This window comes from Streptomyces sp. SM11, from assembly GCF_002910905.1.
GTDB lineage: Bacteria > Actinomycetota > Actinomycetes > Streptomycetales > Streptomycetaceae > Streptomyces.
In genome coordinates, this window is record NZ_NEUE01000084.1 from 1 (window position 1) to 13,070 (window position 13,070).

The window sequence follows — 13,070 nt, forward strand, 5'->3', positions numbered from 1 at the left end:
CCGCGGCGCAGTGGCCCGGTTCCGTCCCGGCCAACGAGGCACCCGGCGGCTACGGCTTCCCGCAGGCGGCCCAGGCACCCCAGCCGCCGCACCAGCAGCCGTATCCCGGTCAGCCCGGCCCAGGCGCACCACTGCCGCCGCAGGCCCACCCTCAAGCCCCCCAGGGCGCGGGCGGCTACGGCTTCCCGCCGCAGGGCGGCTACGGCTTCCCGCAGACCGGCCGGCCGGAGCAGCCGAACCAGCAGGGCCAGCCGGGGCAGCCGGGGCAGGTCCCCCACCAGCCGGGGCAGACGCCCAACGCACCTCACCCCAACACACCCCAGCCCAACGCACCTCACCCCAACACACCCCAGCCCAACGCGCCGTTCCCGAACCAGGGCACCCCGAACCTCCCCCCGCCCGTCGCCCCGCAGCAGCCGGAGGCGTACGGGCAGCAGCAGCCCCCGGCCCAGGCCCAGCCGCAGCACCAGCAGCACCCTGTCGACCCGCGTACGGGCGGAGCCTGGCCCACCCCGGTCGCGCACGATCAGCGCGAGCGGTCGGTGCCCGGCGCCCCGCTCGGCTACACCGCAGCCGTCGAGCTCTCCTCCGACCGGCTGGTGCGGGGCAAACAGAAGGCCAAGAGCAGTCGTAACCCCTCCGCCGCCTCCCGGTTCAAGCTGGGCGGCAAGAAGGAGGAGGCCGAGCGGCTGCGGAAACTGGAGCTGATCCGCACCCCGGTGCTGTCCTGCTACCGGATCGCCGTCATCAGCCTCAAGGGCGGTGTCGGCAAGACCACCACGACGACCGCGCTGGGTTCGACGCTGGCCACCGAGCGGCAGGACAAGATCCTCGCCATCGACGCCAACCCGGACGCGGGCACGCTGGGCCGGCGGGTGCGCCGCGAGACCGGGGCGACCATCCGCGACCTGGTGCAGGCGATCCCGTACCTCAACTCGTACATGGACATCCGGCGGTTCACCTCGCAGGCCCCGTCCGGCCTGGAGATCATCGCCAACGACGTGGACCCGGCGGTCTCCACGACGTTCAACGACGAGGACTACCGGCGCGCGATCGAGGTACTCGGCAAGCAGTACCCGATCATCCTCACCGACTCGGGCACCGGGCTGCTCTACAGCGCGATGCGTGGGGTGCTGGACCTCGCCGACCAGTTGATCATCATCTCGACGCCCTCGGTCGACGGCGCGTCCAGCGCCTCCACGACGCTGGACTGGCTCTCGGCGCACGGCTACGCCGATCTGGTGCAGCGTTCGCTCACCGTCATCTCGGGCGTCCGCGAGACCGGCAAGATGATCAAGGTGGACGACATCGTCCAGCACTTCGAGACGCGCTGTCGCGGCGTCGTCGTCGTGCCGTTCGACGAGCACCTGGCGGCGGGCGCCGAGGTGGACCTCGACATGATGCGGCCCAAGACCCGTGAGGCGTACTTCCACCTCTCGGCACTGGTGGCCGAGGACTTCGCGCGGGCCCAGCAGCAGCAGGGGCTGTGGACGGCGGACGGCCAGAACCCGCCCCCGCAGTACGCCCCGCCGATGCCCGGCCAGCAGGGCTACCCGGCACCGGGCCAGCAGGCACCGGGCCAGCCGATGCCCGGCCAGCAGACTCCCGGACAGCAGGTCCCCGGACAGCAGGTCCCCGGACAGCCGATGCCCGGACAGCCGATGCCCGGACAGCAGGCTCCCGGGCAGCAGCCGTACGCACCGCAGCAGCCCGGACCCGGCCAGCCCTACCCGCCGCCGCAGCAGCACCCCGGGCAGCCGCAGCCGGGGCAGCCTCCGTACGCCCAGCAGCCCTACGGGGGACAGCCGCCGTACGGGGGATATCAGGCGACCGGTCAGCCGGGTGCCCCGCAGGCCCCCCACCCCCCGCAGACGGCACCCGGCGGACCGCGGAGCGGGTGGCCCCAGTCGCCTCCCCCGCAGGCCGTTCCGGGTGCGCCCGGGGCCGGCGCGCCGCAGCAGGGGCAGCCGGAGCAGCAGGGCGGGCAGGGCAACCCGGCAGGCCAGCCCGATCCGCACGGTCCGCTACCTCCCGCCGGTTGGCAGCAGACGCCTCCGCAGCCGCCGCCGGCACCCCAGCAGTAGCGCCGACCGCACGGCGGAAGAGGTTGAGACCGATGAGGGCTCGCACCGTCTCGACGGTGCGAGCCCTTCCGCATTCCCGCAGCCCACACGCGGTTTGACACACCGTTGACGAGCTCGACCACCGCTGATAGACCTTCGCTTCACCAACTGGCGAACCAAAAATCTACCCGCCTTCTCCCAGCGAGTGATGACGCGAGGTCCCCGTCCATGGTCACTAGAGTTCCCCACCACTCCTCCCGGCCACGCCGACGCCTGCGCCTCCTGCTGGCCTCCGGCGCGGCCGCCCTGGCACTCACCGCCGGGTCCGTCGTGCCCGGAAACCTGCTCGCGCCCACGCCCTCCGAGGCCCGCGCCGACGACGGGAGGACGACGCTCACGGTCGCCGTCGCGCAGAGCGTCGACTCGCTCAGCCCGTTCCTCGCGCAGCGGCTGCTCAGCACGAGCGTCCACCGGCTGATGTACGACTACCTCACCAACTACGACGCCAAGGACAACAAGGCGATCCCGGGCCTCGCCACCGCGTGGGAGCCCTCCGCGGACAAGCTGACGTGGACGTACACGATCCGCTCGGACTCGAAGTGGTCCGACGGGCAGCAGGCCACCGCCGAGGACGCGGCCTGGACGTTCAACAAGATGATGACCGACGAGGGGGCCGCGACCTCCAACGGCAGCTTCGTCGGCAACTTCGAGGAAGTGACCGCGCCGAGCAAGGACAAGCTGGTCATCAAGCTGAAGGAGCCGCAGGCCACGATGGCCGCGCTCGACGTGCCGATCGTGCCCGAACACGTCTGGGAGAAAGTCGATGACTTCTCCAAGTTCAACAACGACAAGGAGTTCCCCATCGTGGGGAACGGTCCGTTCATCCTGACGGACTACAAGGTCGACAGCTATGTGAAGCTCAGGGCCAACAAGGACTTCTGGCGCGGGTCGCCCAAGTTCGACGAGCTGGTCTTCCGCTACTACAAGGACCAGGACGCGGCGGTGGCCGCCCTGCGCAAGGGTGAGGTCTCCTTCGTCGCGGGCAGCCCCAGCCTGACCCCGGCCCAGTCCGCCTCGCTGGAGAGCGCCCCGGACATCAAAGTCAACGACGCCCCGGGCCGCCGCTTCTTCGCGCTCGCCGTCAACCCCGGCGCCCGTACCAAGGACGGGCAGAAGTTCGGCGACGGGCACCCGGCGCTGCTGGACCAGAAGGTGCGGCACGCGCTGTTCATGTCGGTTGACCGCAGGACCATCATCGACAAGGTGTTCCAGGGCCACGCCGTCGAGGGCGAGGGCTACATCCCGCCGCGCTTCGGCGACTACTTCTGGAAGCCGTCGGCGGACCAGAAGCTCTCCTACGACCCGGCGAAGGCCGCCGCGCTGCTGGACGATGCCGGGTACAGGAAGAACGGCGCGGGCAAGCGCGTCGGCAAGGACGGCAAGCCGCTCGACTTCCGCATCCTCTGCCACGCCACCGACCCCAACGACAAGGCGATCGGCAAGTACCTCCAGGAGTGGTGGGGCGCGCAGGGCATCGGACTGAAGGTCGACTGCCTCGACAACGTCTCCGACCCCTGGTACGCCGGTGAGTACGACCTCGCCTTCGACGGCTGGTCCGTCAACCCCGACCCCGACTTCGTCCTGTCGATCCACACCTGCGCCGCCCTGCCGGCCAAGGCGAAGCAGACGGCCGCGACCGACAACTTCATCTGCGACAAGCAGTACGACGAGCTCTACAAGAAGCAACTGGCGGAGTACGACCCCGCCAAGCGGGCGGATCTGGTCAAGCAACTGGAGTCACGGCTGTACGACACCGGGTACATGAACGTCATGGCGTACCCGAATGCCGTCGAGGCCTACCGCACCGACCACATCGAGTCCATCACCACCATGCCGTCGGCCGCGGGCAACATCTACGGCCAGGACGGCTACTGGAGCTGGTGGTCGGCGGTCCCGGCCGCCGGGGCCTCCTCGTCCGGTTCCTCCGACTCCGGTGGCAGCTCCACCGGGGTGCTGATCGGGGTCGGGATCGCCGTCGTCGTCCTCGCCGGTGGCGGACTCCTGTTCGCCATGCGTCGCCGCTCCACCGCGGAAGACCGTGAATAGTCCATGAGCTCAGAAAGCACTCCCGCGCTGTTGAAGGGCGCGGCAGGCGTGGAGAGCACGGAATCCGACGGCCCGGCTCCGGCCGGGCCGTCGGCCCGCTCCCCGCGCTCCCGCAGTACGGCCGCCTACGCCCGCTACGCGGCGGGCAAGCTCGCCGGGGCGGCCGTCTCCCTCTTCGCCGTCCTCGTCACCAGCTTCTTCCTCTTCCGGCTGATCCCCGGCGACCCGGTCAAGCAGATGACCGGCGGCCGTCAGGTGTCGACCGAACAGATCGCGGCGATGCGCCGCGAGTTCGGCCTCGACCTGCCGCTGTGGCAGCAGTTCACCCAGTACTGCGGCAAGGCGCTCACCGGCGACTTCGGTACGTCGTACCAGTTCCGCGCCCCGGTCGTCGACAAAATCGCCGAGGCGCTGCCCGCCACCCTGCTGCTGACCGGCACCGCCTTCGTGATCTACACGCTCCTCGGCATCTGGCTGGGCGCCCGCTCCGCGTGGCGCAACGGCAGCGCCGGGGACCGGACCAGCACCGCGTTCGCGCTGACGCTGTACTCGGTGCCCTCGTTCTGGCTCGGCCTGCTCCTCATCATCACCCTGTCGGTGGGCATCGGCCCGATCCCCGGGCTCTTCCCGACCGGCGGCATGGAGTCCGGCAACACCGAGGGCTTCGACCGGGTGCTGGACATCGCCCACCACATGGTGCTGCCCGTCATCACCCTCGTCGCCGTGGAGTACGCGCGCACCCTGCTGGTGATGCGTTCCTCGCTGCTGGACGAGATGGGCAGCGACTATCTGAAGACCGCCCGTGCCAAGGGGCTGCGCGACGACCTCGTACGCCGCAAGCACGCCGTGCCGAACGCGATGCTGCCGACGGTGACGCTGCTCTTCGTGAACCTCGGAACGACGGTGGCCGGGGCGATCCTGGTGGAGACGGTGTTCTCCTGGCCGGGCCTGGGCGGGCTGTTCTACCAGGCGCTGAGCGTGCCCGACCTGCCGTTGGTGCAGGCGTTGTTCTTCGTGTTCGCCGCCGCGGTGATCCTGATGAACACGCTGGCCGATGTGATCTATCCGCTGCTCGATCCCCGGGTGGGCCGATGACGACGTCGATGGAGAAGCCCTCACAGAACCCCGGGGACGCACAGACCCCCGGGAACGCACGGGGGCGGAGCCCGCGCGCCCTCACCCGGGCCCGGCGGCGGCAGGCCGTGGTCCGCTTCTGGCGGCAGTACCGCAAGCACCGGGCCGGGCTCGTCGGCCTCGCCGTGCTGGCGGTGATCGCCCTGCTCGCGCTGACCGCCCCACTGCTGGTGGGAGCCGACTCGCAGAGCGTGACCAATGCCCCGGGCGGCCCGATGGAGGCTCCGAGTGGTGAGTTCCCGCTCGGGACCGATCAGTTCGGCCGCAGCCTGCTCGCCCTGATGCTCTGGGGCACCCGGGTCTCGCTGACCGTCGGCCTGCTCGCCGCCTTCCTGTCCGTGGCGATCGGCACCCTCATCGGGATCACCGCGGGCCACTTCAAGGGCTGGTACGCCACCGTCATCATGCGGGTCACCGACTGGTTCCTGGTCATGCCGACCCTGGTGCTGGCCATCGCCCTGGCCACGGTCCTGTCCCGGTCCGTCTGGACGACGATCCTGGCGATCGGCGTGACGACCTGGCCGACGACCGCCCGCCTGGTCCGGGCCCAGACGCTGTCCGTCGAGTCCCGCCCGTACATCGAACGCTCCCGGGCGCTCGGCGGCGGACACGGGCACATCATGTCCCGCCATGTACTGCCCAATGTGATGCCGCTGGTGCTGGCCCAGACCACGCTCGTGATCTCCACCGCCATCCTCACCGAGGCGACCCTCGCCTTCCTCGGGCTCAGCGATCCCACGATCGTCTCCTGGGGCGGTCTGCTCCAGGACGCCCGCGAGGCCGGCGCGGTCAGCTCCGGCAACTGGTCGTACCTCGCTCCGCCCGGACTCGCCATCGCCGTCGTCGCCCTCGCCTTCACGCTGTGCGGCCGCACCATCGAGTCCGTGCTCAACCCCAAGCTGGGGGTGTCCCGTTGACCGCCACCACTACGACCACCACGCCGAACCCGGACCCGTCCGGCTCGCCCGGCCCGACGAAGCCGGTCGGCGGTCCGCCGCTCCTTCAGGTGCGGGACCTGACCGTCACCTACGGCAGCGGGAGTGACTCCGTCCCCGCCGTACGGGGGGTCGATCTGCGGGTCGAGGCCGGGCAGAAGCTCGGCATTGCCGGGGAGTCCGGCTGCGGCAAGTCGACGCTGGCCCTCGCGCTGCTGCGGCTGCTGCCCGCGACGGCCACGCTGTCCGGCGAGATCCTCCTCGACGGCGAGGACATCCTGACCATGAAGTGGGGGCGGCTGCGGGCGGTCCGCTGGGCGGGGGCCTCGATCGTCTTCCAGGGCGCGATGCACTCGCTGAACGCCGTGCACCGGGTCGGGGACCAGATCGCCGAGCCGATCCTGCTGCACAGCAGGACCACGCCCGCCGCCGCGCGCAAGCGGGCCGGTGAGCTGCTGGAGCAGGTGGGGCTGCCCGCCGCCCGCGCCCGGGCCTATCCGCACGAGCTGTCCGGCGGTCAGCGCCAGCGCGTGATGATCGCCATGGCGCTCGCCTGCGATCCGCGCCTCATCGTCGCGGACGAGCCGACGACCGCCCTCGACGTGATGATCCAGGCGCAGATCCTGCGGCTCATCGAGGCGCTCGTCGCGGACCAGGACGTCGGGCTGATCATGATCAGCCACGACCTCGCGGTGCTCGCCGACACCTGCGACCGGCTCTCGGTGATGTACGCGGGCCGGGTCGTCGAGGAGGGCCCGGCGCGACAGGTGTACACGGACGCCCGCCACCCGTACGGCAAGGCGCTCTCCGCCGCGTTCCCGAGGATCGGGGACCTCTCCTCCCGGCACGCCCCGCGCGGCCTGCCGGGCGACCCGCCGGACCCGGCGGCGCTGCCGGGCGGCTGTACGTTCCACCCCCGCTGCCCCGTCTCGCTGGACTCCTGCGCCACCGGGGACCAGGAGCTGCGGGACGCCGGGGGCGAGCGCCGGGCCGCCTGCGTGCTGGTGGACGCGGACCGCGCACAGCCCGGGGACGAAGAAACAAGGAGCACCGCATGAGCACCTCCCCTCCCCTCGGCACCGTCCCTCCCACCGGCACCGCTCCCCTCCTCAGCGCCGAGACGCTGAAGGTCGCCTTCCCCGGCCGGCGGGGGGCCGCCACCGCCCGTGCCGTCGACGGCGTCGACCTCGACATCCGGCCCGGCGAGATCGTCGCGCTGGTCGGTGAGTCCGGCTGCGGCAAGACGACGCTCGCCCGGTCACTGCTGGGCCTGGTCCCGCCCACCTCGGGCCGGGTCACGTTCGGCGGTGCACCGCTCCCCTCCACGGGCCGGGCGCTCAAGGCGTACCGAAAGCGTGTGCAGTTGGTCCTCCAGGACCCGAGCGGCTCGCTCAACCCCCGGCACACGGTGTACGACGCGGTGGCCGAGGGGCTGCGCATCCACGGGTACGCCGGGGACGAGCGGGCGGCCGTCTCCGGGGCCCTGTCCCGGGCGGGGCTGCGGCCGGCCGAACGGTTCTTCCTGCGCTTTCCGCACGAACTGTCGGGCGGTCAGCGCCAGCGGGTCGTGATCGCCGGGGCGTTGGTGCTGGAGCCGGAGCTGATCGTGGCCGACGAGCCGGTGGCCTCGCTGGACGCGTCGGTGCGGGGCGAGATCCTGGCCCTGCTCCTGCGCCTGAGGGACGAGCTGGGGCTCTCGGCGCTGGTCGTCACCCACGATCTGGGGCTCGCCTGGAACATCGCGGACCGGGTGGCGGTGATGTATCTGGGCCGGATCGTCGAGACGGGTCCGGTCGAGCGGTTGCTCACGGCCCCCCAGCACCCGTACACGCGGGCCCTGTTGTCCGTGCTTCCGGAGGCGGAGGGCGAACCGGTCGTACTGGCCGGGGAGCCGCCGGACCCCTCGAAGGTGCCCTCCGGCTGCCGGTTCCACGCCCGCTGCCAGGTGCTGGCCTCGGGCGAGGCGGAGCGGGCGGGGGTGGCGGAGGAGTGCCGCACGGTGGATCTGCCGGTACTGAACGGGGGCGGGGACACCCAGGTGGCGTGCCACTGGGCGGCGGCCCGCGGTGGCACCCCGTAGGTTCCCGGAGCCCGTCGTCGAACTGCCGTCGTCGCCCGGCAGACGGCGGTTCGACGACAGGACCTAGTCCTGGTGGATCGGGCCGGACAGTTCGCCGAGCGGGCGGCCCGTGCCGCCCCAGCGGTGCTGAATGATCTCGGCGGCGATGGAGACGGCCGTCTCCTCCGGCGTACGGGCTCCGAGGTCGAGGCCCACGGGTGAGGCGAGGCGCGCGAGGTGCGCCTCGTCCACCCCGGCCGCGCGCAGCCGGGCCAGCCGGTCGCAGTGGGTGCGGCGGCTGCCCATCACCCCGATGTACTCGGCGGGCGTGCGCAGGGCCGCGACGAGCAGGGGCACGTCGAACCTGGGGTCGTGGGTGAGGACGCAGATCACGGTGCGGGCGTCGACCTCGGTGGACTCCAGGTAGGTGTGCGGCCAGGCGCGGACGACCTCGTCCGCCGTGGGGAAGCGTTCCCGGGTGGCGAAGGCGGGACGGGCGTCGCAGACGGTGACCCGGTAGCCGAGGAACGAGCCGATGCGGGCGGTGGCAGCCGCGTGGTCGATCGCGCCGAAGACGAGCATGCGGGGCGGCGGGGCGTACGTCCGGACGAAGACGGCGACCTCCTGCATCCGGCGCTGGCCGTGCGCCCCGTACCACTGGATCCCGGTGTGGCCCTGGGCCAGCAGCCCCCGGGCGTCGTCGGTGACGGCGGCGTCGAGCCCTTCGGTGCCGAGAGTCCCGGGGGCGCCGGGAGTATCGGCGGGCCGGACGACCAGGCGGGCCCCGGCCTCCGCGTCGCCGGACAGGACCGTGGCCTCGGCGACCGGCCGGTCGGCGGCGATCAGATCCAGCACGGCCGCGAGGTGCTCGCGCTCGGCGGCGGTCGCGTAGGCGCGTACCAGGATCTCGATCGTGCCGCCGCAGGTCAGGCCGGTGCCGAACACCTCGTCGTCGCTGATCCCGTACGACACCAGGCGCGGCCCCGCCCCGGCGAGCACCTCACGGGCGACCTCGTACACATCGCCCTCGACGCAGCCCCCGGAGACACTGCCGACGACCGTCCCCGCCGCGTCCACGGCCAGCACGGCGCCGGGGTCGCGGGGCGCGCTGCCGTGCACGGCGACGACGGTCGCCAGGGCGAAGGGGACGCCGTCGGCGCACCGGGCACGGAGGTCGGACAGGATGTCGCGCACCCTGTCAGCATCCGCCGGCCCGGGGCGGGGCGCACGGGGAGGGGATGCGTTCGTGGAGGCTTCAGCGGGCGCGGTCGTACGCGGCGGTCAGCTCACCGGCGCGCTTCACATCGGCGGCCATGGCGACCAGGAGGTCGTCGATCGAGTCGAACTTCAGCATGCCGCGGACGTACGCGAGGAACTCGACGGCCACGTGCAGCCCGTAGAGGTCCAGGTCGACCCGGTCGATGGCGTACGCCTCGACGGTCCGATCGACGCCGTCGAACTGCGGGTTCGTGCCGACCGAGATCGCGGCGGGCATCGACTCGCCGTCCATCTCCAGCCAGCCGGCGTAGACGCCGTCGGCGGGGATCGCGGTGTGCGGCAGGGTCTCGACGTTGGCCGTCGGGAAGCCCAGCTCCCGGCCGCGCTGCGCGCCGCGCACCACGATGCCCTCGACCCGGTGCGGGCGGCCGAGGATCTCCGCGGCGCCGGCGACGTCGCCCTCGGCGACCAGCCGGCGGGTGAGCGTGGAGGAGAACGGCTGTCCGCCGCCCGCGTTCCCGGTCACATACAGGTCGATGACCTCGACGGTGTAGTCGTAGGTGGCGCCCAGCTCGGTCAGGAGCGCTACGTTCCCCGCGGCCTTGTGGCCGAAGCGGAAGTTGGGGCCCTCGATGACGGCCTTGGCGTGCAGCCGGTCGACGAGGACCTTCGCGATGAAGTCGGCGGGCGACAGCTTCGAGAACTCGGTGGTGAACGGCAGGATCAGCAGGGCGTCCACGCCCAGCTCCGCCATCAGCTCGGCGCGGCGGTGGTGCGGGGCGAGCAGCGGCGGGTGGCTGCCGGGGCGGACGACTTCGCTGGGGTGCGGGTCGAAGGTGACGATGACGGACGGAACGCCCAGCTCACGGGCGCGCTCGACGGCCCGGCCGATGATCAGCTGGTGTCCGCGGTGCACGCCGTCGTAGGAGCCGATGGTGACGACGCTGCGCCCCCAGTCCTGGGGGATGTCCTCCAAGCCACGCCAGCGCTGCACTGTGACCGCTCCTCGCCCGAACCTGTGTACGTGTGTATGTCGATTACGCAGGTCTAAGACTGCCATGCTCACGCTCCGCCGCCTGCATCGGCATCGGCATCGGCGGACGTGATGCCTCCAACGCCTCGACCGTGCGCCGGGCGCTCGGGCCCACGACCGCCGCCCACTCCTGCGGGGCGTCGGACAGCCAGCGGGTGACGAGGGCGGCGAATCCGGGCACGTCACGGGCGAGTTCGACCAGCCCCCGGTCGAAGCGGGCGGCACCCTCGGGGGTGCGGACCAGCAGCATCCCGGTGCGGTGGACGAGTGCGCGCGTACGGATCTCCGGGCGGCGTTCCGAGCCCTCGGCGGCGGCCCGGAGCAGGGCCTCCAGCACGTCCGGGTCCCGGCCGGTGACCTGCTCGAACTCCAGCAGGACCTCCAGCAGCTCGGCCCGCAGCGGCCGGGACGCGGCGCTCCCGGCCGCGGCGAGGACCCGGGCGAGCGCGGCGCGCACGGGCGGCGGTGCGGGGCGGTCCCGCAGCAGCCCGGTCACCAGGGGCAGGAGAAGTGCCCGGGCGGCGGGGCCGTGCTCCAGGCGGAGGTCGACGTACTCGGCGGCGTGCGTACCGTTCTCGGGGTGGGCGTCGATGTACTCCCGTACGAGTCCGGCGACGTGCAGCGCCAGCGCGGGCGTGTCGAGCCCGGCGAGCGCCCGCAGCACCGCTCCCCCGCCGTCCCCGGGGCGGGCGAGGCGGGCGCGGAGGGCTGCGAGGACCGGCTCCGGGTGGGCCGGGAACACCTCGGCGAGCAGCTCGACGGGCAGCCGGGGGTCTCCGGCGGCGAACGCGCGCAGGGCCGCCGGGAGGTGGCGGTTCCTGGCCACGGGGTCGCGGACCAGGAGGGTACGGGCGGCGGCGTGCAGGTCGGCGTCCTCGGGCCGGTCCAGCAGCACGAGGGCGGCGCAGCGCAGGAGGGCCCGGTCGCCCTCGGCGGTGACCCGCTGCTGGAGGAGTCCGGCGTAGCGGGCGGCGGCGGAGCGGCGGGCCGGGCGGTCCTCGTCACGGGCCCAGCGCTCCACGGCCCGGCAGAGCGCGGTGGGCTCGTCCTCCGCGAGGGCCAGGAGCAGTTCCCCGGCCCGCTGGTGCGGGGTGGCGATCAGCGCGTCGGTCAGGTCGTCGAGGGCGAGGTCGCGGCGGGCGTACAGCAGGGCCTGCGCGGCCGCCGCGACGGTGGGGCGCAGTGGGACGTCCGGAGCGTCGGGACCCACGAGCAGCGGGCGTTCGTCGGTGAACCAGCGGCACAGCAGCGGCTGCACGGTGGGCGCGTCGAGGGCGAGGCGGCGGGAGACCGCGTCCAGATACCGTTCGTCGCCGTCGGTGCGGGGCAGCCCGTCGGCGGGCACGAGGCGGCGGAGCAGGTCGATCCGGTCCTCCTCGGGCAGCCGCAGCCGCCGCCAGAACCAGGGCCCGAACTCCCCGTACGCCCCGAGGTCGCCGGGTCCGTCGGGGTCGGCGGAGCGGCGGGTGATGCGCCCGGCGAGGACCCGCAGGACCCCGAGGTACGGGCGGGCGTCGGTCACCCGGAGGAGGCTGCCGCCCAGGAGATGGGCCGCCCACCAGGCGGCGTCCTCGTCGCGTGGGCCCTCGTCGGTCCAGAGCCGGTCCAGCGCCTCGATCAGGTCGGCCATGCGGTGCGCGAGCGCGGCCGTGCCCTGGCGGCGGCCGAGGAGCACCATCGCCTGGATCACCGGTCCGATGCGGTGCCGGGGCACGGGCAGGCTGCGGGGTTCAGCGGCGGTGCGGGGGTGCGGCGCCCGGTCCGGTCCACCGCTCCCCCGGTGCCAGCGGTGCACCAAGGACCGCAGGGCCGCGTCCAGGTCGAGGTGGGCGCCCTGCACCCAGTCGCCGAGTTCCTCGTGGGCGAAGCGGTAGCCCGCCCCGGCCGGGACGAGGAGGCCCTCGGTCAGCACGGCGGAGGCCCAGCCGGTGCGCCAGGGGAAGACCTCCTCGAACGCCGCCCGGTCCAGCTCGCCCTGGCCCGGGCCCAGGCAGCGGCGGGCCGCCTCGTGGACCTGGCCCGCGACCCGGGCGGCCAGCCGGCGCACGGCGGTACCGCGTGGCTGCTCGTCGGCGGCGGCCGCGATCCGGACCGCGACGCGCACGCACAGCAGGTCGAGGTGGGCGCCGAAGACGTCCTCGGTGTCGGGGCGGCCCGGCACGCCCGGGGGCAGCGCCGCGCGGACCTCGGCGAGGAGCCGCAGGGTGAGCGGGTGCCGGTCGTGGCCGGGGGCGAGGGCGGCGGGCGGGATGCCGTAGGCCTCCTTGGCCCGCTCGGCCTGTTCGGGGGTGAGGTCGCCCAGGCGCAGGGCGGGCGGCAGCCGGCGGGCGGGACGGTGCGGGCGGTGCAGGGCGCCCGGCGGGTAGAGGGCACCCGCGGTCTCCCAGTGCTCGGGGCGGCACGCGACGACGAGCCGGACGGCCTGCTCGCGCAGCCAGGCGGCGGTGCCGGCCGTCCAGTCGGCGAGCCGGTGGGCCAGCAGCGGCGCCATCTCCTCGGGGCCGTCGAGGAGCACCAGGAGC

General features: G+C 73.2%; 9 protein-coding genes. 6 read left to right on the forward strand and 3 right to left on the reverse strand.

Features of this window, described 5'->3' with window-relative positions:
• The 6 genes from B9S58_RS05310 to B9S58_RS05335 form a co-directional block, all read left to right on the forward strand.
• Positions 1–2,084 (forward strand): MinD/ParA family protein (locus tag B9S58_RS05310; RefSeq protein ID WP_103530969.1); only part of this gene is annotated, 2,084 nt, incomplete at its 5' end.
• A gap of 207 nt (positions 2,085–2,291) precedes the next feature.
• The gene (locus B9S58_RS05315) at positions 2,292–4,169 is read left to right on the forward strand and encodes an ABC transporter substrate-binding protein (protein WP_103530970.1); all 1,878 of its coding nucleotides are present in this window, start codon (positions 2,292–2,294) and stop codon (positions 4,167–4,169) included.
• 3 nt (positions 4,170–4,172) lie between these two features.
• A complete protein-coding gene (locus B9S58_RS05320; RefSeq protein ID WP_103530971.1) occupies positions 4,173–5,264 on the forward strand; it encodes an ABC transporter permease in 1,092 nt (363 codons plus the stop codon).
• An 8-nt stretch (positions 5,265–5,272) separates the two neighbouring features.
• Positions 5,273–6,220 carry an ABC transporter permease gene (locus B9S58_RS05325; RefSeq protein WP_103530972.1) on the forward strand — a complete coding sequence of 316 codons (948 nt, stop codon included), beginning with the start codon at positions 5,273–5,275 and terminating at the stop codon, positions 6,218–6,220.
• Positions 6,166–7,296 carry an ABC transporter ATP-binding protein gene (locus B9S58_RS05330; protein ID WP_374935657.1) on the forward strand — a complete coding sequence of 377 codons (1,131 nt, stop codon included), beginning with the start codon at positions 6,166–6,168 and terminating at the stop codon, positions 7,294–7,296. Before B9S58_RS05325 ends, B9S58_RS05330 begins: the two co-directional genes overlap by 55 nt.
• Positions 7,293–8,318 (forward strand): ABC transporter ATP-binding protein, encoded by a 1,026-nt coding sequence (locus tag B9S58_RS05335; RefSeq protein ID WP_103530974.1) that lies wholly within the window; start codon positions 7,293–7,295, stop codon positions 8,316–8,318. Before B9S58_RS05330 ends, B9S58_RS05335 begins: the two co-directional genes overlap by 4 nt.
• A 63-nt stretch (positions 8,319–8,381) precedes the next feature.
• Here B9S58_RS05335 and B9S58_RS05340 read toward each other — a convergent pair whose 3' ends face one another.
• From B9S58_RS05340 to B9S58_RS05350, 3 genes are all read right to left on the reverse strand, one after another.
• Positions 8,382–9,491, reverse strand: coding sequence for an XdhC/CoxI family protein (locus B9S58_RS05340; protein ID WP_103530975.1), 1,110 nt, complete (start codon positions 9,489–9,491; stop codon positions 8,382–8,384).
• A 61-nt stretch (positions 9,492–9,552) separates the two neighbouring features.
• A complete protein-coding gene (locus tag B9S58_RS05345; protein WP_103530976.1) occupies positions 9,553–10,509 on the reverse strand; it encodes a bifunctional riboflavin kinase/FAD synthetase in 957 nt (318 codons plus the stop codon).
• 43 nt (positions 10,510–10,552) lie between these two features.
• The coding region (locus tag B9S58_RS05350; RefSeq protein ID WP_103530977.1) for a hypothetical protein at positions 10,553–13,070 on the reverse strand (2,518 nt) is incomplete at its 5' end.

What these genes read in the sequence shown, in the direction of transcription:
- B9S58_RS05325 (WP_103530972.1), top strand. Translation starts at nt 5,273, where the DNA reads ATGGAGAAGCCCTCACAGAACCCCGGGGACGCACAGACCCCCGGGAAC.
- B9S58_RS05335 (WP_103530974.1), top strand. Translation starts at nt 7,293, where the DNA reads ATGAGCACCTCCCCTCCCCTCGGCACCGTCCCTCCCACCGGCACCGCT.
- B9S58_RS05315 (WP_103530970.1), top strand. Translation starts at nt 2,292, where the DNA reads ATGGTCACTAGAGTTCCCCACCACTCCTCCCGGCCACGCCGACGCCTG.
- B9S58_RS05320 (WP_103530971.1), top strand. Translation starts at nt 4,173, where the DNA reads ATGAGCTCAGAAAGCACTCCCGCGCTGTTGAAGGGCGCGGCAGGCGTG.